General features: G+C 55.1%; 20 protein-coding genes, 1 tRNA gene and 1 pseudogene. 9 read left to right on the top strand and 13 right to left on the bottom strand.

What is annotated here, in order from left to right; genetic code table 11:
• Positions 1-459 precede the first annotated feature (459 nt).
• The 7 genes and pseudogenes from FIL88_RS11545 (at position 460) to FIL88_RS11515 (ending at position 11,903) form a co-directional block, all read left to right on the top strand.
• On the top strand, positions 460-4,065 hold the full coding sequence (locus tag FIL88_RS11545) for a DUF4132 domain-containing protein (protein ID WP_142854023.1): 3,606 nt from the start codon (positions 460-462) through the stop codon (positions 4,063-4,065).
• Positions 4,056-5,150 carry an ATP-binding protein gene (locus FIL88_RS11540; protein WP_142854022.1) on the top strand — a complete coding sequence of 365 codons (1,095 nt, stop codon included), beginning with the start codon at positions 4,056-4,058 and terminating at the stop codon, positions 5,148-5,150. The genes FIL88_RS11545 and FIL88_RS11540 overlap by 10 nt, the downstream gene beginning before the upstream one ends.
• A 21-nt stretch (positions 5,151-5,171) precedes the next feature.
• Positions 5,172-7,577 carry a DUF5682 family protein gene (locus FIL88_RS11535; protein ID WP_142854021.1) on the top strand — a complete coding sequence of 802 codons (2,406 nt, stop codon included), beginning with the start codon at positions 5,172-5,174 and terminating at the stop codon, positions 7,575-7,577.
• A complete protein-coding gene (locus FIL88_RS11530) occupies positions 7,574-8,701 on the top strand; it encodes a VWA domain-containing protein (RefSeq protein WP_142854020.1) in 1,128 nt (375 codons plus the stop codon). The genes FIL88_RS11535 and FIL88_RS11530 overlap by 4 nt, the downstream gene beginning before the upstream one ends.
• The gene (locus tag FIL88_RS11525; protein WP_142854019.1) at positions 8,698-10,674 is read left to right on the top strand and encodes a hypothetical protein; all 1,977 of its coding nucleotides are present in this window, start codon (positions 8,698-8,700) and stop codon (positions 10,672-10,674) included. Before FIL88_RS11530 ends, FIL88_RS11525 begins: the two co-directional genes overlap by 4 nt.
• A 162-nt stretch (positions 10,675-10,836) precedes the next feature.
• Positions 10,837-11,349 (top strand): annotated as a pseudogene (locus FIL88_RS11520) (methylated-DNA--[protein]-cysteine S-methyltransferase); the annotation flags it as partial.
• Positions 11,346-11,903 carry an isocitrate lyase/phosphoenolpyruvate mutase family protein gene (locus tag FIL88_RS11515; protein WP_142854018.1) on the top strand — a complete coding sequence of 186 codons (558 nt, stop codon included), beginning with the start codon at positions 11,346-11,348 and terminating at the stop codon, positions 11,901-11,903. The pseudogene FIL88_RS11520 and the gene FIL88_RS11515, both read left to right, overlap by 4 nt.
• Here the strand turns inward: FIL88_RS11515 and FIL88_RS11510 are convergent.
• The 3 genes from FIL88_RS11510 to FIL88_RS17045 form a co-directional block, all read right to left on the bottom strand.
• Positions 11,785-12,597 (bottom strand): tyrosine-type recombinase/integrase, encoded by an 813-nt coding sequence (locus FIL88_RS11510; RefSeq protein ID WP_142854017.1) that lies wholly within the window; start codon positions 12,595-12,597, stop codon positions 11,785-11,787. The genes FIL88_RS11515 and FIL88_RS11510 overlap by 119 nt on opposite strands.
• A 925-nt stretch (positions 12,598-13,522) precedes the next feature.
• A complete protein-coding gene (locus tag FIL88_RS11505) occupies positions 13,523-13,813 on the bottom strand; it encodes a hypothetical protein (protein WP_142854016.1) in 291 nt (96 codons plus the stop codon).
• Positions 13,810-13,935, bottom strand: a complete 126-nt coding sequence (locus tag FIL88_RS17045; protein ID WP_281281306.1) for a hypothetical protein — start codon at positions 13,933-13,935, stop codon at positions 13,810-13,812. Before FIL88_RS17045 ends, FIL88_RS11505 begins: the two co-directional genes overlap by 4 nt.
• Between FIL88_RS17045 and FIL88_RS16715 the strand changes: the two genes are divergently transcribed.
• Positions 13,928-14,143, top strand: coding sequence for a beta/alpha barrel domain-containing protein (locus FIL88_RS16715; protein ID WP_185960924.1), 216 nt, complete (start codon positions 13,928-13,930; stop codon positions 14,141-14,143). The two genes, FIL88_RS17045 and FIL88_RS16715, sit on opposite strands and share 8 nt — an antisense overlap.
• A gap of 340 nt (positions 14,144-14,483) precedes the next feature.
• Here the strand turns inward: FIL88_RS16715 and FIL88_RS11500 are convergent, their stop codons facing one another.
• From FIL88_RS11500 to FIL88_RS11485, 4 genes are read right to left on the bottom strand one after another with little or no spacing between them, the layout of a single operon-like run.
• Positions 14,484-15,236 carry an iron ABC transporter ATP-binding protein gene (locus tag FIL88_RS11500; protein WP_142854015.1) on the bottom strand — a complete coding sequence of 251 codons (753 nt, stop codon included), beginning with the start codon at positions 15,234-15,236 and terminating at the stop codon, positions 14,484-14,486.
• Positions 15,233-16,177 carry an iron chelate uptake ABC transporter family permease subunit gene (locus tag FIL88_RS11495; RefSeq protein ID WP_142854014.1) on the bottom strand — a complete coding sequence of 315 codons (945 nt, stop codon included), beginning with the start codon at positions 16,175-16,177 and terminating at the stop codon, positions 15,233-15,235. Before FIL88_RS11495 ends, FIL88_RS11500 begins: the two co-directional genes overlap by 4 nt.
• Positions 16,167-17,129, bottom strand: a complete 963-nt coding sequence (locus FIL88_RS11490) for an ABC transporter permease (protein WP_142854013.1) — start codon at positions 17,127-17,129, stop codon at positions 16,167-16,169. The genes FIL88_RS11495 and FIL88_RS11490 overlap by 11 nt, the downstream gene beginning before the upstream one ends.
• A gap of 3 nt (positions 17,130-17,132) precedes the next feature.
• Positions 17,133-18,020 carry a siderophore ABC transporter substrate-binding protein gene (locus FIL88_RS11485; RefSeq protein WP_142854012.1) on the bottom strand — a complete coding sequence of 296 codons (888 nt, stop codon included), beginning with the start codon at positions 18,018-18,020 and terminating at the stop codon, positions 17,133-17,135.
• Between the two features lie 126 nt (positions 18,021-18,146).
• Here FIL88_RS11485 and FIL88_RS11480 point away from each other — a divergent pair, with 126 nt between their 5' ends.
• Complete coding sequence (locus FIL88_RS11480; RefSeq protein ID WP_142854011.1) at positions 18,147-18,431, top strand: DUF2218 domain-containing protein; 285 nt, start codon at positions 18,147-18,149, stop codon at positions 18,429-18,431.
• A gap of 70 nt (positions 18,432-18,501) precedes the next feature.
• Here FIL88_RS11480 and bfr read toward each other — a convergent pair whose 3' ends face one another.
• The 6 genes from bfr to FIL88_RS11445 form a co-directional block, all read right to left on the bottom strand.
• Positions 18,502-18,987, bottom strand: a complete 486-nt coding sequence (gene bfr / locus FIL88_RS11475; RefSeq protein ID WP_142854010.1) for a bacterioferritin — start codon at positions 18,985-18,987, stop codon at positions 18,502-18,504.
• 576 nt (positions 18,988-19,563) lie between these two features.
• The gene (locus tag FIL88_RS11465; RefSeq protein WP_142854008.1) at positions 19,564-20,370 is read right to left on the bottom strand and encodes an ABC transporter ATP-binding protein; all 807 of its coding nucleotides are present in this window, start codon (positions 20,368-20,370) and stop codon (positions 19,564-19,566) included.
• The gene (locus tag FIL88_RS11460; protein ID WP_246066695.1) at positions 20,367-21,362 is read right to left on the bottom strand and encodes a FecCD family ABC transporter permease; all 996 of its coding nucleotides are present in this window, start codon (positions 21,360-21,362) and stop codon (positions 20,367-20,369) included. Before FIL88_RS11460 ends, FIL88_RS11465 begins: the two co-directional genes overlap by 4 nt.
• On the bottom strand, positions 21,359-22,366 hold the full coding sequence (locus FIL88_RS11455) for a FecCD family ABC transporter permease (RefSeq protein WP_246066694.1): 1,008 nt from the start codon (positions 22,364-22,366) through the stop codon (positions 21,359-21,361). The genes FIL88_RS11460 and FIL88_RS11455 overlap by 4 nt, the downstream gene beginning before the upstream one ends.
• Positions 22,363-23,274, bottom strand: a complete 912-nt coding sequence (locus tag FIL88_RS11450; protein WP_142854006.1) for an ABC transporter substrate-binding protein — start codon at positions 23,272-23,274, stop codon at positions 22,363-22,365. Before FIL88_RS11450 ends, FIL88_RS11455 begins: the two co-directional genes overlap by 4 nt.
• 785 nt (positions 23,275-24,059) lie before the next feature.
• Positions 24,060-24,137, bottom strand: a tRNA-Arg gene (locus tag FIL88_RS11445).
• Positions 24,138-24,670 lie beyond the last annotated feature (533 nt).

The raw sequence follows: 24,670 nt of genomic DNA, 5'->3' as shown, positions 1-24,670 counted from the left end.
TTGGACCAGTCAGATGAGGCTGCTCACCCTACAGCCATACTACGACTAATATTTGTGGAAGACGCCCTATCTGACCCCATAGCGCCTGCACACTTCAGAAGTCGATCTCCTGCCTCCCCGTGACACGCTCATCTGAATAATGAGTTCATCAGTAGTTTTGTCTTCATTTTCCGTCCTTCTACCGGGCGGACCCTACACAAATCTGGCGGAGTTTTAGGAGCTCAAATCGGTATTACACAGTTCTGAAACAAACAATCAGCATGGTCCTTTTGCATCACAAGAGACTTCTTGGGTTGAAACTTCCCTTACGATTATCAATTCTGCGTGTGTAGCGATCTAAAGGACGATCCATTGCGAAACATAATCTCCAGTCTATTGAATCCAAACACATTTGCGAACGCAGTATCAAAGGATTTGCGACGTCTTCACGTGCTCCAACGCGGGCTGGGGGACGCGGCAGTGGCATATGTATTAAAGGACAAGGGCGGTAGTGTTCTATCTACACTTGCAAATGTGGATGCAGCAAAGACCCTTGGTCTGGACAATACCTATTCGGATGATCCGGGTGACAAGGCACGGCGAATGTACATCGCGCGCGAAGCGGATGATGCGGAAACTCTTGCACGTTACAGCGAAGTTCTGGGTGCAGCCATTGGCCAAGAGAAGGGCTATCTTGCTGGCTCAAAACACGTGCCGTTGGGTTTGCGCGTGTTGTTCACCAAAGCCGGGATGGGATTGATCGAATCGGTCAACACTTGGCCGCGAAAGGTAGTCGATGCCAAGTCTTGTGTTCTAACTCCTGAGTTCTGTGTCGAAGTTTGCAAAGCTGCTGGTGGCAGTGCTGAGGATCTGTTCGACATTCTTTTCAATGATGAAGGGCGTTGGAACACAAGTGATGAAATTCGCCGCCTGACCGAGATTTTTGATTTCACGTCGCTTGCCCGCAGTCATAAAGTTGAAATGCTGGCGGCGGGGCGTCGTATGGGTGCTGGTGGCAAAGTGCTTTTGATCGCTAAACTGCGCGAATGGAAGATGTTCGTTGATCCGGATGCGCAAGCTTATCTGGTGGATATGACGGCCGACAGCGCGAAATCCGTTCGCAATGAAGCCGTCCAGTCGATGATGACCTTGCCGGAAGATCAGATCCTGCCAATCGCCAAGGAAAAGCTTGAAGGCGGAACCGCGACGGTTCGTGCCGCGATGGTTGACTTGCTGGCAGGATTAAGGTCAGACGCTGGTTTTTCCCTGCTACGCGATCACCTTAAGTCCGAAAAAACTGCCCGGATCAAAGCCGCCATCGAAAGCGCCCTGACAGTCGACGAAGCCACACAGTCTGATGACGATGCCGAAGGCGATGATACCAGCTATCTTGCGCTTGATGGCAGCCGTGTAGACATCCCGCCTCTTCAGCCCCTTTCCAAAGAACCGGACTTTAAGTTCGGTGCAGAGGATCAAAAGAAGCTTGAACAGATTATCGCCAAAGAAAACGAGGATATCGACAGGCGTAACGAAGCACGCAAGGGAAAGTTCAAGTATGTAGAGCCCAAACTTAAACCATCCATGGCAGGGCAGATCATCAAGTTGCTGAACGGCACCCCGGAAAACTGGGTGGGCAAGGATCACTCGCGCTTGTGGCAGTTCTTGAACTTCACGGCACGGGACAAGTGGACGATGGACGCTCTGTCGCGCATGTCTCAGGATCGGGCGCTCCGATTTGCGACTGCATCCAGCCGCGACTTCTATTCAGCCTTTCACTTGCAGGAATGGGGGGCGATGCAAGCGGTTATCGTCCGGTATGTAAACAGCGAAGGGGCGGATTACCGCAATCTGGAAGCCTTAAACTCAGAAGCTAATGACATCGTTTCAGGCCCCTGGAACGCACGCAAAACCCGTAAAGCGGAACCAGGCGATCTTTTGCGGGCTGAAATCGGTCGCGACTGGGGAAATTACGATGTGATGGACCTGAACAGCGATGCGCTGTGGCCTTTGCTGGCCGAAAGCTTCGATATATTTGACGAGGCGTTCGGCCTGCGCCCCGCAGGCGAACCTGCGCCGCAGAAAAGCCGCGCCATTCAGTTCCTGCGGCTGCTCCCCAAAACGCCACAGCGCTATTATGGCCCGCTGCTTGAAGTTGCCACCGGCACCACAAAAACCGGACGGGCCGAGGCCCGTGCGATGCTGGAAGGCGCTCCTGGACTTGAGGATCGCGCTATCGCCCTTTTGGACGACACGCGGCAGGACGTACGCGCAGGCGCTGCCGAATGGCTGGCCGATCTTGGCGTGAAAGACGCGGTTAAACCGCTAAAAGCGCGGCTTAAGAAAGAGAAATCCGATCTTGCAAAAGCGGCCATCCTTACCGCCCTGTCGCGCTTGGGCGTTGACCTGTCCGACTATGTCGGACCCAAGGCGCTGTTGTCCGAGGCTGAAAAGCTTCTGAAGAAAGCGAAATTTGACAAGCTGGACTGGCTGGTCAATGACCACCTTCCGGCGCTGAAGTTCAAGGGCGGCCAGAAGGTTCCGGCAGACGTGATCAAGGCGTGGCTGTTCTTGGCCAACAAACTTAAGCAGCCCGGTGGAAATAAACTGTTCGACATCTACCTTGATCAGCTTACACCGGACAGCGCACGGACGCTTTCGACCTGGATTTTCGACGCTTGGATCAACTTTGACACCGTCCGTCCGGGTGACGACGAAGCCAATGCCCACGCCGAGCAATATGCCGACCAGAATTGGAAAGCCTATCAGAAATGGGACAAAACCTATACGCGTGAACAGGCCTATCGCGAGCTGTATAACGGTATTAAAAGCCAGTACTTGAATTCAGGTGCGGCGACCAAAGGCATTCTGGCACTGTCCAAGCACGTCGACCCTGCACATGCCGCTGCATCGGTGCGGAACTATCTGAAACAACATGGCTCGCGCACATCGCAAGCATCATCACTGTTGGAAGTACTTGCCGCCAAGGGTGATCCGCTATCGCTTCAAATCGTCATTTCTGCGGCGACGCGGTTGAAGCAGAAGGGCGTGCAGGCGCATGCTGGAAAACTGATCGAAGCGGTCGCCGATGCGCGCGATTGGTCGATGGACGAGCTGGCCGATCGCACAATTCCCACAGCAGCGCTGAACGACGACGGTGTGTTAGAACTTCCGATCGGCCCTGACGAGAAACCGTATTCTGCACGCATGGACGATGAATTCAAACTTGTTGTTCTGAACCCAGACGGCAAGCAGATCAAAGGCCTACCTGCCGGCGATGATGACAATACCAAGGCCAGCAAGAAACAGCTTTCAGCGTCGAAAAAAGAGCTGAAGCAGGTGATCGCCTTGCAGGGTGAGCGGCTGTACGAAGCACTGTGCGCAGAGCGACGTTGGCCCGTTCAGGATTGGATGCGGGATTTCCGTGCCCACCCCTTGATGGGTCGATTGACCGAGCGCGTGATCTGGCTGGGCGAAGATAAGGCCGGAAAAATTGTCACCGCGTTCCGCCCCACTGCGGAAGGGGATTACGTGAACGCAGACGACAACGAAGTAGATCCACTTGATTTCTCTGCCATTCGACTGGCACACGGCGCCTTGCTGTCTGATGACGATGCGAAGGCTTGGGAAACGCATTTGGCAGACTATGAGGTCAAATCGCTCTTTACGCAGTTTGGCCGCCCGCTTCTGTCTCTGGATGAACAGATGGGCAAGGCGACGCGGATCGAAGATCGCAAGGGTTGGATCACCGACACATTCAGCTTCCGTGGCGCCAGTTCCAGACTGGGATATGAACGCGGCGAAGCGCTGGATGGTGGGTATTTCAACGAATACGTCAAAACGTTCCGAAGCGCCGGGCTTTGCGCTGTGATTGAGTTCTCGGGCAATTGCTTACCAGAAGAAAACGTCGCAGCTGCGCAGATCCATTTGGAGTTTGCCAAACTTCACGGTTCAAACCGACGGGGACGTGCCATTGCGTTGTCTGAAGTGCCCCCCGTGTTGCTGTCAGAATGCTGGAATGACTACCGGGACATGGTCGCCAAAGGTGCCTTTGATCCAGATTGGGAAACGAAAATGCCATGGATGTAAAATCAAAAGCCGCCCAGAAACTGCCCGCCGAGCTGCGCTATGAGGCAGAGCTGGAACGTTTGGCCGAGACGGACAAAGACCCGAAACCTGCGGGCTGGGCGTTGTCGCCCCGTGCTGTGCGCCGCTTCATTCTTGGCGACACGGCATTAGATGTCAGTCGCAAGTTCTACGGCGATGACCCGTTGGTCGATCGTTGCATCGTTGCCCTTATGGGGCATCAAGGTTTGATGTTGGTGGGCGAACCCGGCACCGCCAAATCGCTTCTGTCCGAGCTTCTGTCCGCAGCCATCAGTGGAAATTCGCGGCTTGTCGTGCAGGGAAGCGCCGGCGTGATCGAGGATCACCTGCGCTATGGTTGGAACTATGCTCTTTTGCTTGCTGAAGGGCCCAGCGAACGTGCCATGATCCCATCGCCTGTCCTGACAGCAATGCAAGAGGGGAAGATCGCCCGGATCGAGGAACTCACCCGCTGCGCCCCTGAGGTGCAGGACGCGATGATCTCGCTTCTATCGGAAAAGACCGTTGCCATGCCCGAACTGGGCGCAGGGCGGGAAGTTCGGGCCGAACGCGGTTTCAATGTGATCGCCACGGCCAACTTACGGGATTTGGGCGTGAACGAAATGTCCAGCGCGTTGAAACGTCGCTTCAACTTCGAAACCGTTGATCCGATTGCGGATGCGGTCTTTGAGAAAGAGCTGATCGCCCGCCAAGTAGACGCGCGGATGGCTGAGTATGAAATAACGGCGGAACTGCCCGAAGATGTACTTGACGTTGTTGTTTCGGTCTTCCGTGACCTGCGCACGGGGCGGGCTGAAGATGGTGCCGTCGTTGCGCAACCAAAATCCGTGATGTCCACGGCAGAGGCGGTGAATGTGGCACATAGCGCGTTGCTGGATGCCAGCTTTCTGTCGGGTGAGGTTCCGACCGGTGCTCATGTCGCCCGGCAACTGCGTGGGGTAGTATTCAAAGATGATGCCGATGACGCTCGGAAATTGCGGGCTTATGTCGACACAATCGCCCGTGCACGCGGACGAAAAAGCCGCGCATGGGCGGCGTTTCACAAGGCCGCCAAAGATGATGGATAAGCGCAGGCGCAAAGGCTGATCATGCAGGGCGAAGCGCTTATTCATCAGGTAAAAGAGCAGTTATTTCAGCCGGAAACCGGCCTGTATCTGGCACCAATTCGCCATCACTCGCCTGCCTGCGCGTGGGCAGTGCGGGCCATGATCCGCGAGCTAAAGCCTGCGCGGATTCTGATTGAAGCCCCGCACGATCTTGCCCATTTGATTCCGCATCTATTGGATCCCGACACCGTACCACCAGTTGCAATCGCCAGCCTTCTCGATCAAAAGCCCGGCCCACGCCTGGCGGCCTATTATCCATTCTGTGGACATTCTCCGGAATGGGTAGCGTTACGCGAAGGGGCCGCGATGGGTGCCGAGCTGCGCTTTATTGATCTTGGATCAGACGCCAAGATGAGTTCTGGCGAAACAGATCAAAACGGGCCGCGCGCGCTGGTGCAAGAACAGGGCTTCGATAGCGGCGACTATGTTCGCGCACTAAGCGCGCGACTGGGCTGCCGCGACGGATATGAGCTGTGGGATCATCTGTTCGAAACACGGCTGGGCGAAAACGATTGGCGAGGATTTCTGGGGGATGTCGGGGCCTATTGTGCAGCCTTACGTGCCGCAACGCCCGAAGATGAAATTGCGCAGGGTGACGATCCCCAGCGCGAGGCGCATATGGCTGCCTGCCTGCGGGACGCACTGGCCGAAGGCACAGCCAATGGTCCCGTGATTTGCGTCATTGGTGGCTTTCATGCTTGGCCACTGCTGTCACCTGCCAAGACTGCGGGAAAGATCAAAGCGGGCGGTAAATCCGACGCTGCATCATATCTTATTCGCTATGGCTACAAAGAGCTCGACGCGCTGATGGGATATGGCGCAGGCCTGCCCCAACCCGCCTATTATCAAGCGCTTTGGGATCATGCCGAAGCACGCGGGGCTGCCCCCAGCTGGCCCGAACTTGCCCACGATCTTATCGCAGAATTCGCGACCCAAATGCGCGACGCCGGATACGGAGTATCGGTCCCCGCCCAAGTCGAATTGCTGCGCAGTGCCGAAACACTTGCGCGACTACGCGGCCGTCCCGGCGCATTGCGACACGACCTGTTCGACGGGCTTACCTCATCCCTTCTGAAAGGCGAAGCAAGCAGCGCCGATGTTTGGCGCGAACGCTTCACCCAATTTCTGCGCGGTCACGCGCTGGGAGAGGTCAGTGATGCCGCGGGCCAACCTCCGGTCGTTGCCGATGCCCGCGCCCGAGCGCGGCGCCACCGGTTCGATGTAGGCGACGGGCAACGGCGTGAGCGCAGCCTAGATATTCGCCGAAAGCCGGGCCATCTGGCCGCATCGCGATTTGCCCACGCGATGTCCCTTTTAGAGACAGGATTTGCCACGCGCAGCGGCGGCCCGGACTTTCTGAATTCGGTTCAAACCGGACTGTTATTCGAGCATTGGGAATATGCCTGGTCCCCGCGCGTTGAAGGTCAGCTGATCGAGGCAGCGGTGCACGGTGACACACTTCCCGCAGCCTGCATGGGCAAACTTTATGCCCAGCGCGCTGCACTGGCTGACGACGGAAGGGCGGATGACCTGCCCACATTGATCGCCCTGTTCAAGAAGGGTCTTCTGGCCGGGTTGGGCGTCAGGCTGACAGATTTCCTGGACGAGATTTCGGGGGCCATCACACGATCCGCAGATTTCCCCGGCACGGCGCGTACCATGCTTGATCTGCACGCCATCGAAACCTCACGCGGGCCGCTGTCTTTACCCGAGGGCCTGGCGATTGAACCTGTCATGCAGCAAGCTTTCGCCCGCATGATCTATCTTTGTGACGAGCTTCCCAAAATGCGGGAAGAGGCGATTCCGCCTTGCTTGGATGCGTTGCGACTTCTGTCTGAATTGCTGCGCGGCGCGGCAGCTGAAGAGTTCGACACCACACTTTTCGACGCAGCTCTGGATCGTGTGTCAGATGCCGACCCTGCCCCGGAATTGCTTGGTGCAATTACCGCAATTGGTGTGGAAAGCGGCAGGAAACCGGACAATGCGCTTCCAGAATTACTTGATGCACAGCTTCGGGGCAGCTCGCCTGACCTGCCATCGCGGCTGGCAGGTTTGCGCGGCGTCCTTGCTGTTTCCCCCTCGTTGCTTTGGACTGTATCCGGGGTTCTTGAGTGTCTGGACGCGTTTTTGAACGGCCTTACAGATGACGAATTCCTTGAGGTCCTTCCACATCTTCGACTTACTCTGTCTGCGTTATCACCGCGCGAAGCCGATCAGGTGGCCGAGGCGTTAACCCGTCGGCACGGTGGAACCATTGGCGAGTTTACGGCCCATCACCATGACATTGACGCACAGGACGCCGCCGCAGGAGCATTGATAGATGCCGCCCTGCGCAAAAGCGTTGCAGCGGACGGGCTAGAGGATTGGATCATCGGGGGACGCACATGAGCACGTCGGACCCGAACCTTGCAAAACGCCGCTGGCGCCTTGCCTTGGGTCGCTATGCTGAACGGCAGATGGGCGGACTAAGCGGAGCAGACGCGCGTGCGGATCGCGCAATGGATTTCCTATACGGCCGCGAATATGAAAAGCGCGGGTTGCATCGCCCCTCTGGGCCCGGATCGCTTGATCCTACCCAGATGAAAGCGCTGGACTGGTTGGGGGAAGCACGCAAACTGTTTCCACAGTCTGTATTTGAAGTGATGCAGGATCACGCGTTGGATCGCTATGGACTGTCCGATCTATTGGAGGATCCCAAGACCCTTGACAGTTTGGAACCCAACCAAGAGCTTTTGAAAGCGCTGCTCAGCTTTCACGGTCGGGCAAAACCAGAAATAAAAGACAAGCTTCGTCAGGTTGCGGATGCTGTCATTCAAGATATTTTGCGCAGATTAAAATCTGACGTGCAGCGCGCATTCTCGGGTCGCCGGAATCCGTATAAGCGGTCACATGTTGCATCGGCTGCGAATTTTGACTGGCGCGGGACATTGCGACGAAATCTAAAGAACTTTGATCCTGAAACAGGTCGGATCATCGCAGATGATCTGCGCTTTGTATCCCGCGAGCGCAGGCGCCTACCGTGGTCGGTCGTGCTGTGCGTGGACCAGTCGGGATCGATGACCGACAGCATCATTCATTCTGCCGTAATGGCCGCCATCCTGTCGGGGCTGCCGGGAGTGTCGGTGTCCATGGTGCTATTTGACACCTCGATCCTTGATGTGACCGACAAGCTGACCGATCCGCTGGAAACCCTTCTGTCCGTGCAGCTGGGCGGAGGAACGGATATCGGCAGGGCGGTAGAATACTGTGAACGGTTCATTGAAACGCCTGAACGCACGGTGTTTGTCCTTATTTCGGATTTTGCCGAAGGGGCCAGCCCTCGGCGTCTTTATCAAGCAATCGCACGCATGAACGAAGCCAAAGTCAGGATGATTGGCTTGTCGGCGCTTGATGATCTGGGCGACCCCTATCTGGACAAACAGATTGCGGAGCGCCTTTCAGGCCTTGGCATGAAGGTCGGCGCGATGACACCAGATAGGCTGGCCGTGTGGTTGGCCGAGGTGATGCGATGAGCTTGCGCACCCTTGTCGCCTCGTTTGACGATGATGCGCTGGTGGCCTTGGCAAACAAGGGCCTGTTGCGCCGTGCGATAAAGGCAGTGGAGCAAGCGAAGCTTGTTCACTTCAGAGACGACGACGCCAAGGTTTTGGTCGATGGCCATCACGTATTGATCCCGGCCTCCGGGCCGCAATCAGCAACCTGCAATTGCCCCGCACCCGGAATGTGCAGCCACATCCTGACTGCGATGCTTGTTTTGCGGAATGTCACGGACGCTGAACCTTCGGCCCCGATCGCCCCACATTCTGCCGCGCCGTCGTTGGATGAAGCATCCCCCAAGGTGGGTGCGATTGATTGGATGGTCGCGCTGGATGCCCAAACATTGCGGAAATTCGCAGGTGCTGATTATCCGGGTGCAACAAACTTGGCGGCAACGGCAATCATCCTGGACAGGGCCGCCACGGCCCAAATCAACTTCACGTCTCCAGAAGCGTCAGTGACCTTCGTCTCCGAACAACCGTTGAAAGATGCGCTGTACAAAGGACCCGGCTCTCGCAAAAGGCTGGTGATTACGGCGGCGGCTCTTGCCGTAAGGGATCGCGAAGGAGTGGCGCGCGATGCACTCCAAGACACTGTCGCCCAAGAACAATCAGCGGCTTTGACCGACGCCACGCTGTCCGATATCTCGGCCGCGATCGAGGCTGCCATAGCCCAAGTATTTCTTGGGTCGCCAACATTGGCGCAAGAGCGGCTGTTGGACCTTGCAATCTCGGCCAAGGTCCAATCGGCCCCACGCCTGACAAGCCAGCTTTTGACATTGTCCAGCCAAGCAGGTTGGGCAGATACGGGCGATATCCGATTTGAGGGCGGACGGTTCCTTGCGGCACTTGCCCAAACATATGCTTTGGTGATTGGCCTTAGGCAGCGCCCGCTCGATCCTGACTTGCTGGGCATTGCGCGTCGCATCTATGAACCGGTGCCGGATATGGATCTTTGGTCTTTGGGCGCAAAGGGGTGGACAACGCCAAACGGCGCGCGAGGCCTGACGCTTTACTTGTTGAACCCCGACACAGGTGGCTATCACGCCGCGACTGTCGCGCGGGCGGCTGGTATGGATGCGACGTTCACGCCTTCCCGCGCCTATGCCGGCCCAATTTGGGGGGCCACATCTTTCGCAGAGTTCACAGGAAAAGAAATCACACTCGATGCCCCGCATCTGGCCAATGACGGACAGCTTTCCACGTCGACCAAAACCATTGCGAAAATCCATGGGCCGTTGAGTTCAAAAGAAATGCGGGAAGCTACGTCAGTTTACAACGACTGGGAAAAGCTTCTCGCAGATTTACGGTCAAGAGTAGGAACTGGACTGTCGCGAGCCGCCACCCCGTTGCCAAGTCTAATCGCTCCCATATCGATCGATGAGGCGCAATTCGATGACATTGCACAACTCTATCGTTGGCAGGCACGTGATAGGTCAGGTAACGTCTTGAGCCTGTCGGCGCATTCACGGGATGTGGATCATTTAAAATCACTGCATACTCAATTTCCAGGCGCGGTCGCGCTACTAGTGATTTCTTCCATCACAGCAGATGAACTCAGGCATGATCCGGTCACATTGCTGCGCCCGATGGGAGAAGGAATTTCTGCAACTAACCTTGATTTCCAACCCGCGCCTGACGGGAAATTGATAGTCCGAGTAAAACGTGGACTGCAGCGCGGGTTTCGTAAGTTGCAGGGTGGTGTTGGATCAAGCCCACAAGCTGGCTTTGCTAGTCAGGTACTTGCCAAACTAGCCGAACAATGCCGCCATCACCAACCAGATACACTTGCAGCGCTAGCCAAGACGGCAGAGGCGCGACAACTCCTTTTGCTAGCGGATAGCTTGGAAAAGCTGATAACTGATCCAGACCCCTCAAGCATTCTTGCTGCAGCATATCTGAGTCACAATCTTATCCTATCAGACTCTCTCAACTGCGCTGCCGTTTAGTGCAATTGCGCATCAAATGGAACACATGTTTAGTAAAGGTCGAGCTATATGTAGCCTTACAATCATATAAGGCATCGGGCGAGTTTGACCTTTCCCTATGTTCTCTGCGGCCGCGCCAATGATCGCGAAAGAAAAGTACACGCCCGATTTCCGGCAGCATGCCATCGGCGTGGAGAGTGCGACATTGAGCGCATGGGCTTCGATCCTTCCACAATTAGAAGAAGCTTCAAACGGCAGTTCGGGATGACCTTTCTTGAAATGGCGCGACAACGTAGACTTCACGAAAGGTTTGAGACCATGGCGGACGGAGGGCAGGTAATCGATGCTCAAATGGAATCTGGTTTCAAATCCGCCAGCGCTTTTCGCGCAGCATTTGCGAAAAGTGTTTGGGACGAACTGCGGCAAATCCCGCCCGGACAGACACACAGCTACTCAGATATCGCGAAACAGATGGGGCGCCCGTCCGCCAGCCGCGCCGTTGCGCGTACAAACGGCGCCACCCAAATCGCTCTTATCGTGACCTGCCATCAAGTCATCGGCGCCGATGGTTCGCTAGCGGGAAATGGTGGTGGCCTCTGGCGCAAGCAGAAATTGCTCGAAATCGAGCGATACTACCGAACAATACCCAGGAAAAGGCTGGGTCGAAGGCGATTACAACAGGCAGTTGGTCAATGACCGCTGCACATGGTTTCGAAGACGGTGAGGTCATCCCTCTTGATTTCGTACTCCGGGTCATTGAGCGGATCACATCGACTGTCGGCCTCCCTGTCACAGTAGACTTTGAGGGTGGGTACACGACCAGGCCACAACAGGTTGTCAAGAATGTCAGACGAGTCATTCAAGCTGGTGCTGTCGGAATCAACTTTGAGGATCGCGTAGTTGGTGGTGAAGGACTCCTCGGCATTCAGAACCAAGTTGAACGGATCGACGCTGTGCGGCATGCCGTTCAAAAAGAAAGCCCCTTTGTCATAAACGCCCGGACAGATTTATTCCTTGGAACAGATCCAAAGACTCATAGTAGCCTGATCACCGCGGCGATTGACCACGAAGCCGCCTATAGGGAAGCTGGTGCAGACGGGTTCTTTGCTCCAAGGCTACCCGACCCCTCTCTCATCGAGACAGTCGTTGATGGTGAGCGCTCCGGCCTTGGATGCCAGCGGCCCGCGCTTTGGCCGCAAACCACTGCCCGGCAGACTTTGCGCTTCGCGAGGTCCCAAAAGCAGTTGTGATCCAGGTAATATGTTTGTCTGGCCGCGCATCCAAAGCTGTGCGAAGGCACTGAAGATCGCTTTGCATGCCTGAAGCAAACTTCGGTAAAGGGCGGTTAAACGGAATTGCAACTTCACCGCCAGTTTTCTGCTGACTGAATACCAACCAACCGTCCTGATCAACATTACCCTGTCCCAGCCGGATGGCATCTGAAATTCGCGCTCCGGTAAAGTAAATAACCTCAAAAGCAAGACGTTCCGGTGTCTCAATGGGCCAGAACGCGCGGAAAGCCGCAATATCTTCTTTGCTCCATGGAACGCGGCCGCGTGACTTGGGTACTGGTGATTTTTTAATATTCTGAGCCGGGTCTTCAATCTTGTAGATCTCTTCAAGCCACTTGCCAAAAGCGCGCCAGACTTTGAGGCGGTTGTTTCTTGCATGCCCAGAGAATTTGCCGAGAGCGGCCTCGACATGCTTGGTCCGGAGATCACGAACCAGCCCTTTTCCATGGTTCTGGCGAATTTCATCCAATATGCGACGTCGGGAGGCGCGGGTCCCGTCAGACAGGGCCGCAAAGCTGTCGGATGCAAGGTATCTTGGGACAGCTAGCGCGAGACTGCCTTGCCTTGGTCGGGGATTGCTTGGTACCTCGCCACCTGAAGCCGCCATGTATGCATCAAGAAAACGCTGATCATCTGGGGGAAGATCGGGCATGGCAATGCCCTTCTGGCCCTTGGGGCGGTAGTAGTACCGAACATTGCCGCTTGGAAAGCGCCCGGACGGATTGAGGTGTTTCAACTTCACGTACACCCAAATGCCTCATCACAGCTGTTTGTTGGGTTCCAGTCTGAGCCCGAAACCGTCGGAAGCTCGGCGAGGGCGCTGTCAAGTTCCCAACGCAGCCAGACAGCGACACCATCTGCGTCGCGTCCCGGTGGATAAATGCCATTCTTCACAAGCTTGTCGAAGTGCCCGGCGGAATGACCACAATACCGCGCAGCATCGGCGCGGCGCAATGCAGCACCCCATGAGATGGTTAAAATGTCCCGCTTCATATGGACGTGCTGCCCTCAGCAACCTCACTGCGGTGTTGTTGATGCTCTTGAGTTACAGTTTCCAGGCTCCAAGTTCCAATGATGGCGCGCTGAATCAGCTCAGACATGCTTAGTCCCTGGCTGAGAGAAGCGATGTATGTAGATTTTTCGGTAGGTAAACCGAGGTATGTTGGATTTGGTTTTTGTCACGCATAGATGCCTGCCCATAAAATGAACTAATGTCAGGCACCCGATTTCGACAAATACTAGGGCGAGGTCAGAGAGCAGAACTCTCACTACATGATTTTAAAGCGCGGTTAGAGGCGAAGCCTCACTTCAATTTTATTGGTGCCTATTTGAACTAATAATCCATGGCACTGTGAAACTCAAGCACCAAAACAAAAAAGTGTTTTAAATCAAATACGTATACAAAACCGTTACAGCCATAGTTGATATGCATGCGCATTTCGAGCCAAGATTTCTTCGCTTCTGGCGCAAACGGCCCTTTGCTGCCGTTCCCCTCGACATCGAATTGCTGCAGTCGCAGCCCGCATAGCCGTCATTCGCTTAGGCTAGAGCCATGCTCTCGTCATGAGCCAATGCCTTCAATTCCATTCCGGAAATGGGCCACCCTCAAAAAGATAAGCGTACAACCGCTTAAGGTAACCGTAGAACTGGTCGTCACTTTCAAACTCAATATCGACCTTCTCTTCATAATCTTGAGCACTTAGCTGTCGCGCGTTTAGGACGTACTCAAAGTTGCTCTTCAAGCGTTCAGACCACTCGGACTTTTCTGCAGTGACCTGTCGTAGTTTTTCTGGGTCATATGTGTTGCCCCCGCAATACAGTCCGATGTCAGACAGCCACGCTTCGGTTCTGAGGTCTATGCGGGTCATCTGCTTCCCCCAATCGGAAATAGTGTAATCAAAACAGGCTCCCCGTCTGGAGTAAGTTCATAGACAGCTTTTACCTGCCCGCCATAAACCACCTCAAGATGTCCATTATCAACAATGGACATTATCACTCTCCTTCAAACGGCGGCAGAGCGGGTAGACCAGACGGTTACCGTTGATGCTATTAGCCTACCGGTCAACGTCATGATGCCCGGTGATCCTAAATCAATCGAAAGCACCGCTGATCTCGGCGTTGCTAGAGCAATCTATGGTCCCAGCCCGTACGTCACGACAATGTCTGAATTTCAAGTGCGGTTTCGCGCCTTAGATTAGATACTAACGCTCTGACTCATTTGCTCTTGAGTAGATAAAAGCAGACACTCGAGCAAACTGCAAAAGTGGTTAAAGTGCGTAAACCCGTCGTGATGCGGCACTGCATGGCCTATATCTGACCGACAAGCCCTGTGGACGTCTGCTGTTGCTGCGGAACGTTGACATAATCGCCAGAGATGGGCCCGTGGGCATTCTAGCGCTGCCAGAAATTGTGGACGCCTATGATATTGTTACAGATCTTGAACACACGAAACGTGAGGCGCTTTAGTTTAGGCACGGGCGTCAGCATAGGTCTGCGCCCGCCCAAGGGCCGTTGTTTCAACCTTGGCATCCAACTCGATTATACCAAAATAACAGGCACTTGATCTACGTGATGCACATGTGCGTCTGTTGAAAAAACTGAAGACAGAAAGCCGTTGGTTACAACTTGTGACGGATGACCTTCGGCGCGGATTTTCCCGTTCGAAAGTGCAACAAGGTGATCGGCATAGGCGCAGGCATAGTTCAGGTCATGCATGACCACGACAATGGTGCGCCCCTTTTCTTGCGACAGATGGCGCAGGGTCTGCATCAGGCTGCGGCTGGCGGCAATATCAAGATTGTTCAGCGGCTCGTCCAGCAAGATATAATCCGTGTCCTGCGCATAGGTCATCGCCACATAGGCGCGTTGTTTCTGCCCCCCTGACAGGGTGTCCAACACGCGATCGGCAAGAGGTGTCAGGTCAAAGTCCTGTAGGGCCGCGTCAATCTTAGTGTGATCCTCTGACGTTGGTTGGCCTTTGTGGTAAGGATACCGGCCAAAGCTGACCAGTTCGCGTACGGTCAGTCGGGGTGCAACTTCGGTGTTCTGAGGTAAGATGGACAGGTTCCGCGCCAGCATATCCGACGGGCAACGAGACACATCCAGATCACCCACATGGATGGATCCTGTTTGCAGCGGCGTCAGTCTGGCGATCAACGACAGAAGGGTCGACTTGCCCGCCCCGTTCGCGCCCACCAACGCGGTAATCCCGCCCTTCGGTATCGTCAGTGACACCTGATCCAGAACCTGTGTGCGACCGTGATGGTATGAAAGATCAGATATCCGGATCATCTGCGTGTTCCTTTCAAAAGCAGGGCAAGGAAGACAAAGCCTCCAATGAAATCGATGACGACGGACAGGGGGGCAGCAAGAAACAGGACGCGCTCCGACACCATCTGGCCGCCGACCAATACGATGCACGAAATCAAAGCCGCCGATGTCAGAAGCACAGCATGTTGCGCAGTCGGTGTAATCAGACGGGCAAGGCTGACCACCAGAAGCCCCAGAAAGGCGATGGGGCCAACAAGGGCGGTGGACACCGACACGAGCACCGCAATCAAGATCAGAGCTTCGATCTGCCCACGTCGCGGGCGCTCTCCTAACCCAGTGGCCATGTCTGGGCCAAGCGCCAGAACATCCAACCGGTGACGCATCCGCCACACAAATCCCAGCGTAAGGAGCGTCAGTATCGTTGAGATCAACAAAAGATCTGTGTTGATCTGCGTGAACCGGGCGTATGAGCTGACCTGCACCACCGCATATTCGTTCGGGTCTATCATGCGCTGAAGAAATGCAGTCAGTGATCGAAATAAAGCGCCGAAAATGATGCCGGTCAGCACCATACGCATTAAATCCTGTCGCGCTCCAGCCAGCAATGTTCCGAACAATAAAAGCGATGCCAAGACCAGCATCACAGTGTTCACGCCATAAACCGCAAGCGGAGGAAGCCGGATCAGACCCTGCCCGCCCAGGACAAACACAGCAACGGTCAGGATTAGCACGTATAGCGCGTCAAACCCCATGATGGAGGGCGTTAGAATGCGGTTTTGCGTGATCGTCTGAAACAGCACTGTGGCAGTCGACACAGCCACCGCGACCAATAGCAGAGCAGCCAACTTGGTGGCGCGAAAGGGCAGAATGAAGTTCCAATTGCCCTTAGCACCCAGCACCATGTACAGCACGGCGAAGAGTGCCAGAATGGCTCCCATCGCGATCAGTCGCCTAGCGTGCATGACCCGGCCTCGCATAGAGCAGCCACAGGAAAACAACAGCCCCAATCACGCCAAACACAGTGCCCACAGGGATTTCGAACGGATATCGCAACACCCGGCCAAGAATGTCAGAAGCCAGCACCAACACCGCCCCCAAAAGTGCCGTAATCGGAAGGGTACGGCGCAGGTTATCCCCCAACAAACGCGAGGTTATGTTGGGCACCACAAGGCCGACAAACGGGATCATGCCTACTGTCACCACGGTCAGCGCCGTAACAATCGAGATCGCAACCAGACCAATCGTGATAACTTGGCGGTAGTTTAGCCCCAGACTGATACTCGCAACGCGCCCCATGCCCACGATGGCAAATTGATCTGCCACCAGATAGGACAGCGCCGCAACGGCAGCGGCAACCCATATCAGCTCGTACCTGCCTTTCAGAACCCCTGAGAACTCGCCATTCATCCAGATGTCGATGTATTGCAAAAGGTCCGCCTGATAGGCGACGAACACAACGCCCGCGCCCAGAATGCCCCCGTAGATCATGCCGACAAGTGGGACGAGCAGTGGCTGAGTGGGTGGCAGGCGGCGCACAATCGCAAGAAATCCGAAAGAGCTGATCAAGGCGCAAATTGCAGCAAGAGACATCTTGGCAAAAAGCGGAACGGCCGGGAAGAATAGCGTCGCAATCAGAATGCCTGCCGCTGCCCCCTGCCCCGTGCCCGCGGTTGAGGGTTCGACAAACCGGTTGCGCACCAGCATTTGCATGATTGTGCCGGTCACCGCCAAACTCGCTCCGGCAATCACTGCCGCCAAGGTGCGTGGAAGGCGGCTGATGCCCATCAGGCGCATGGCCTCGGGATCATGCCATAGATCTTTGGGGGACACATTCATCACGCCGACAAACAAGGACACGCCCATCAGCAAAAGCAAGGCCACCAGCCCGAAAACACCAGTGGCCTTGCGTGTCATGGATCAGCCCTCGAAAGCGGCTTTGATTTGGTTAAGTGTCGATGTCATCGACTGAATGCCACCGCCTGCAATGTAAAGCGGCGCGGGATCAAGATAGATCACTTTGCCATCTTTCCATGCGTTGGTGCCATGAACCAATTCGTTGTCTAACGTGACTTTCGCGCTGTCGCCCTCTTTGCCGATGGCGGCCAGGCGGTCGATCACGATCAAAATGTCGGGATTGGCATCGGCGATGAACTCAAAGCTGATCGCTTCGCCATGGGTGGCCTGTTCGACGTCTGCGATCGCTTCGGGCAGACCCGTCGCTTTGTGCAGCCAGCCAAACCGGCCCGCAGCGCCATAGGCCGAGACTTTTGGCCCGTTCGTCATCACAATCAGCGCTTTGCCTTTACCTGTGGCGGCCTCTTTGGTTTCTGCAAGCGTGGTGTTGAAGCTTTCTGCCAACGCGGTTGCTTCGGCTTCTTTGCCAAAGATTTTTCCGAAGGCGCCCAGGCGCTCTAGCCCCTGACCAACTGTGTCTTCCCAGATCGTCATGTCGATGGTCGGAGCAATCTTCGCCAATTCCGGAGCCACTTTCGAGGATCGGCCACCGGCAATGATCAAGTCAGGCGCCAAAGCTGCGACCGCTTCGAAATCCGGCTCGAACAGGTTGCCAATAGGTGCGGCATCTTTTGTCGCGTCATCAAGATAGGTCACGTAGACATTGGTAACTGCGCCAGCAGGCTTCACACCAAGCGCGTCCAGCGTGTCGATTGCGGCCACGTCAAATACTGCGATATTTTTTGGGTTCACCGGCGCATCAGCGGCCCCGGTATAGGTGTTAACGTTGACGGTGTCTGCAAAGGCCGGCCCTGCGATCAACAGCCCGGCCACGGCGAGTTTCTTCAGCATATCATGCATCCTTTTGGCTTGGGCATGGCTGTTTGAGCTGGCTGTGCCGGTATGATTTCGCTTGCTTACGAAAGCGAAATCAGAGAGTCCAGAATTAACCGACAGATTTAATAGGAATTAGATGATATGCCTCAGACTATCGGAACTTTTGCCACCGAAAACGCGTCGAAATACCTGCAACAGCTTTGCAAGCATTTCGGACATAAGATTGAGGTTGAGTATTCATCCACCGAAGGCACCTGCCATTTTGAATTCGGCCCCGCGAAGCTGTCAGCAGATGACGCGGGGCTGACTGTTCAGATTGATTTGGCAGAAGCCACAAAACGAGATCAGGCGCATATGGTCATCGATAAACACTTGGAACGTTTCGCATTTCGCGAAGGTTTCAAGACGATGAATTGGACAGACTAACCGAAGTTCAATCACATAAGAAAAGGCGCCCCCGCAAGGCGCCTTTCGTTTTTGTACTGGTCGATATGCCCTATTCGGCGTTGTCAGCGCTTTCAGCGTTCAACTGGCCGTAATTCTGTGCGCCAATCGTGTCGTGCAGACTGATCTGAGTCTCCAGGAAATCAATGTGGCCTTGTTCGTCCAGAATAAGTTGTTCGAATAGGTGCATCGAAGCATAGTCGCCCACATCTGAACAGTATTTGCGCGCCTCGTTGTAAAGCTTCACGGCTTCTTCTTCTGCTTCCAGATCACAAGTTAGCGTCTCACGTACGTCTTCACCGATGCGCAGTGGATCCAATGTTTGCAGATTTGGATGGCCCTCCAGAAACAAAATACGGTCAATCAGTTTATCCGCGTGTTCCATTTCTTCGATGCTCTCTTCGCGCATCTTCTTGGCAAGCTTGGTAAAGCCCCAATCGTTCTGCAACCGATAGTGCAGCCAGAATTGGCTGACAGCTGTCAGTTCGACCCGCAGGGCCTTGTTGAGATATTCAATAACTTTCGCGTCGCCCTTCATGGCGCTGTCTCCCTTTTACTGGCGTGTGTGCTGGTTGTGGTCTCAATCCGCGGAGTTCCACCGGCACTTCCAGTTTAGGGTTTGCGCGCATTGACGCAACGAAAAGCTTCATACAGCCACCACATTCCGGAGACTTGCCCAGTGCATGGTAGATTTTTCCAGGAGTAATTATGGCCGTTTCATCCGCCGCGCGCATCCAGTTGATGGCGGCATGAATGTCTTTGTCACTGATCGCTTGGCAGCTACAAATGATCATAGGCCCTTACTTTCCTTTCCTAAGCTTTTCTGACTAAAAGAGTATGAAAAGTCAATTCCGACTGTTTCTATAAGATAATCATTGAAAGCAGAGCCTTAGGTCGATTGAGGTTCAAATTCGCGGGTCTGAATTCGGAATTCTTACGCGGAAAGTCACCAAGATTGGATGCCCGCAGACCTACATAAGAATCATTCGGCGCCTCATGTGGGACCTCATTGCAGTAACCATACACTCAGAACCGACTGTGGAAACTACACAGAGCACCTAGAACTCGGTGTCCTTATCTAGTGTCATTTCGCGATGTTTTCGTTGGTTTGTGGCTAGTTTATGGATGCCAGAGCAGGGTGGTCCTGCATTCCTTTCTCTTCCGGGCTAACAACCTTGGTTCCACTGACAGGGTCCGCGTAAACATGAGCCTGCACCCCATAGACACGTTTAACCAAGTCAGGGGTTACGACTTGATCTGGGGGGCCGCTTGCCTCGATCCGGCCATCTTTCATCACGACAATATGGGTGGCAAAGCGTGCGGCCTGGGCGATGTCGTGCAACACGGCAACCACGGTTTTTCCAGCTTTTTGCAGAGTCGACATAAGCTCTAGCACCTCGAACTGGTATCGGATGTCCAGAAAGCTTGTGGGCTCATCCAGCAGGATGAACGGCGTATCTTGGGCAATGCACATGGCCAAAAATGCACGCTGACGCTGGCCGCCTGACAGGCTGCTGACCGCCTCACTTTTCATGGCGGTGAGTGAAACCATCTCTAAAGCCAGTTCGACAGCCTGCTGATCATCGCGGGATTGGTAACCAAACAGATTTTGATGTGGCGCCCGCCCGTATCCCACCAGTCTTTCGACGGTAATCCCCGGCGGCACAACGGGGTGTTGCGGAAGGACGGACACCCGTTGCGCCACAGCCCGCGTGCGTAGTGTCGAGATATCTTCATTGTCAACATGGACACGCCCCTTTCCTGGCGCTAATTGCCGGGAAATTGTCTTAAGTAAGGTGGACTTACCGCAGCCATTCGGGCCGATTAAAGCGGTCAGGCTGCCGGTGGGAATTTGGGCCGTCACGTTTTGCAGGCGGAACCGATCATAACCTGCGGTGATGCTGTCTAGCTGGATGCTCATTGGGTGCGCTCCGCGCGGGTGGTGAGAAGAAGGAAGATGAAGAACGGTGCGCCGAACATGGCCGACAGGATCCCGGCGGAGACTTCAATCGGCGGCATAAGCGACCGCCCCGCGGCATCGGCCAACAACACCAACAGCGCTCCGGTCAACATCGCGACGGGCAGGACCACCACGTGTCGCCCTCCGACCAGTTTGCGCGCAATATGCGGCGCCATAAGACCGACGAAGCCCAGCACGCCGACTGCACTGACCGAAATTGACGCGAGAAATGTCGCAAGCCCAAGCAGCGCGAACCGTTCAACCCGGATGTTCATGCCCAGCCCCATCGCTTGGGTGTCGCCCAGCCGTATCAGGTCAAGCCGATGGGCCATCGCCAGACAGGCCAACATCAACACGACGAGTTGTGGCCATACGGTCGCCAAATGTGACCAGCCGCGCCCCCAAAGCGATCCAGTCAACCACACTAGCGGGGCGGACACCGCATAGCTGTCAGCTGTAACCAGCAGGAAATCAACACCTGCGTCAGCAGTCATTCCAACCGCGATGCCCACCAAGGCCAGACGGGCTGCTGACACGGATCTAAGCTCGGCCAAGAGGTATACTATGCCTGCCGCGATTACGCCTCCGACACCGGCGATCAGCGGCAACCAAACGGGCGGCAGTGACGGCAGCAGCAGTGTTGCCAGCAAAACCGCCAAAGCTGCACCAGAATTGATGCCAACGATCTTTGGGCTGGCCAGAGGGTTGCGCAGAAGCGCTTGAATGATCACACCAGACAGCGCCAGCGCCCCGCCGGTCACAATCGCAATCAAGCTACGCGGCAGACGCGAGCGGTTGACGATGAATTGTTGCTGTTCTCCGTCGAGGTCGAAAAGGGTGTTCAGGACGGTTTGCAGGGGGATGTCGACGGCACCCGCCGTCAAGCTCCAGTAAAGTGTGATCGAAATTGCGAGGGAAAGCCCGAATAGGGAAACGAGGGTTCGGGTCATCATTGGAATGCATCTCGGCGAAGTGTCTGCCACAGAAACCATGGCGCACCGATTAAGGCTGCGATCACGCCGATCGGGGCCTCAATGGGGGCGGTCAGGATCTTGGACAGCCCGTCTGCGACCATCATCAATGCCGCTCCGATCAGGGCGGTGGTGGGCACCAGAACACGGTTGTCTTCGCCAAACAAAAAGCGCGCAAGATGTGGCACGACAAGACCGGTAAAGGCAATCGGTCCAGCCACCGTCACGCTGACCCCTGCCATAACTGCGGCGATTAAAGCGCCAAGAGATAGCGTTACCCGGGGATCCGCGCCCAGACCTTGCGCCTGATCTTGCCCCATCGCCATCAGGTTCAGGCGATGCGACAAGGCGAATGCCGCCAACAGGCCCGGTACAGCCACCCACGCCAGACGATTGACTGCAGGCCAGCGAATGTCAGTGATATCCCCGACCGTCCAGCGCACAACAGTGCGCGCGATGTCGTCATCCAGAGTATAGGTGAACCGAACTGTCGCGAAGGCAAACGCCCCCACGGCCATGCCCCCCAGTATCAACCGCATCGGGTCAGTCTTTCCGGAGAAGCCGCCCGCAATGGCAAAGGTGATCGCGCCGGCGCCTATCGCGCCTGCGACGGCCATCACGTCCTGCGCGGCCCCCGCCAACCCGGGCAATATCAAGCTGAGTGCCAATCCAAGCGCTGCACCCTGATTGATGCCCAAGATTGACGGCGACGCAAGCGGATTGCGGGTCACAGCCTGAAGCACCAGCCCGGCGATCCCAAGGTTAATGCCCAGCAGGGCAGCGACCAGAGTACGCGGCGCACGGATATCGGCAAGGACCGAAGCAGCAAGGCCGTCCGGTGAAAATAACTGCCACAGCCCGACATCCGTGCGCCCGCCGGTCGAAAGCGACAGCACCCCACCCGCCACCAGCGCCAACAAAAGCGCAGTGACAGGCAGGGCGCGGCGTATCACGGTCGGGCCAATATGTGTCGCGGTCAGAGTCACTTCACCTGGTTCATGATTTCGACAAGATCCGCGGCGGTCAGTTCAGCCGCCAACATGCCACGCAAACGGGACCAGTTATGCGCCGTCACATTGAACACATTACCGGATTTGACGGCTTTCAGATCCTTGTAAAGCGCATCCTTAGCCCAACCATCAACGAAGGACGGGTCAGCATAGGCACCGAACACCAGAATATCAGGATTGGTGACGGACAGTTGTTCAAGCGTGGTCGGGACATAGGTCGCCTCGTACACGCCGCCCTCGGTGGGTTTCATCGTGCTGTCGAACCCGAACATCGCCAGAAGTGACCCGTTATAGCTGATCGGAGAATGCAGCCACAGGCCCTTGGCATTTGTCACGCCAAACTGTGCAGACATACCTTGGATCTTCGGGGCAATCTGCGTGACATAATCAGCCATCGTGGCTTTGTGCTTGGTGATTCGGGCTTCCATTTCCTTGGGTTTGCCAATAGCCTTTCCAATCACGCTCATCTGTTCGACCGACGCGTGATAGTCACCTGCCAAACTGTCCAACACAATGGTAGGAGCAATCTCGGACAGGGTTTCATACGCGGCGGCGTGACGTTTCTTGTCTGCAATAATCAGATCAGGCTGCAAAGAGGCAATAACCTCAAGGCTGGGCGTTTTGCGTGTGCCAACAGAAACCCATTCGTTGCCAATAACATCGGTATAGGCGGGAATGATGCGGTCTCGTTTATTGTCGTCTGCAATGCCGACCGGTGCGACGCCAACTGACGCCAAAGCGTCAATAAAACTGAACTCAAGCACAACAATTCGCTTCGGGGCGTCGGGCACGGTGGTGGTTCCAAGTTCGTGCGAAATATCCGCAGCCACCGCTGGTGGCGCAAGGAATACAAGTACGCACAGAATGTTTAGTAGTCGGGTCATTCGCAGTCTCCAATTAATCCATCAGGTTGGCTACGAAGACATTGTTTGGCTAACCCGCTGCCGTCATAGAAGTCTGAGTGTTTTTGTCAAGTTAATCCCGACCAGGCTGACCACACCTAGACGCCAGAGCTTTTCGTTTCGGTTTTTTGAATCAGAACTGAGAGTAACCCGTGAATTCCTTGGACAGGTTGTTGGGGTTCCTGGCATGATTGCGGGCGTGGGCTCGAATTTCAGCGTGAAAATGCGAATGTGACTACTGGTAGCGTCAGTTAGCCGTAACAACGACTAATTCACGCAACTAATACTATTTCACAACTCTATTCCTAGTTTGGAAGAAGGCAGTTTCGTGGGTCGTATAAACGCGGATATCAGTTTCTGGCGCGGCTATTAGCTCTTACCAGACGTTCTGATCTACCCCACTGGAATTCAGGCACGGAGGCAAGCTGCGACTTGTCGTCTGCTGATTTTCGACGCAAAAGAGATCAGAAATGTCTGGTTGGAAACAACATCACCCAGCCCCCATAGCCAAGGCCGCTTTGGAGCCGGTGAAATGTGAAGAAACGGCCAGCGCGTGTGCAAGCCAGTTGGGTTTCACCCAACGATGATCCATGAAGGGAAGCGAGCATTTCCAGGAGGTGTGTTTGATCGGGGCTGCCGCAAGGCGGCTGGGGTCGGAGACGAGCAGGTCAAAACCTCCGTGCCAAGTTCGGGAAATTGGCCGCGAAATAAAACAACCACCACCCCAATCAGCAGGCCCGAGAACGGTGGCGAAATGACCAGGATCTTGGCGAGCCGTGGAGGACTCGAACCCCCGACCTGAGAATTAGAAGTTCCCTGCTCTAATCCAGCTGAGCTAACGGCCCGCACTTGTTTTGGCTGTATCGTTCAATTTCCCCAGCTTTGTCAACTTGGTAATCATACGGGATGTCTGCCAAGAAAAAGCCGTCTGCTTTCAATTCGTTGCCCGAATACGATAAGATTTAGAGTGATATTTCTGCTCTATCCAGTTGAGTTACGGGGCCGTCTTTATCTGGCGTATGAAGCAGATGATACTTCTGTGAAAAGAGCCTTTCATCTCTTTGTAGGCACAAAGGTTTACACTTATCAGATAGGCGGAAAACCGGAATGTAATTGGGCAAGCGTGGATCGAGAGGTGACTTCATCTCACCACCTCAGAAGGCTAGGAGCATCTGATTCCATCAGTCGATAAGGATAAGCCGCTCCCAACCCGCCGAAGGATAGAACGCGCTGAATAAGTCCCAGAAAGAGCACGACGTAAAGAGTCTCGAGGCCTCCACGACCCAGCAGTTTTCAATCACCTTGGTCTGAAAGTCCTTTGTTTTGATGCCTGACTGGGTTTTTCAACGGTATGATATCAGGGGGCAAAGCTCAAAGG

This window comes from Aliiroseovarius halocynthiae (assembly GCF_007004645.1).
Classification (GTDB): Bacteria; Pseudomonadota; Alphaproteobacteria; order Rhodobacterales; family Rhodobacteraceae; genus Aliiroseovarius; species Aliiroseovarius halocynthiae.
Note: the sequence above shows the minus strand (reverse complement) of the source record. Positions and strands in the feature narration are given on the sequence as shown.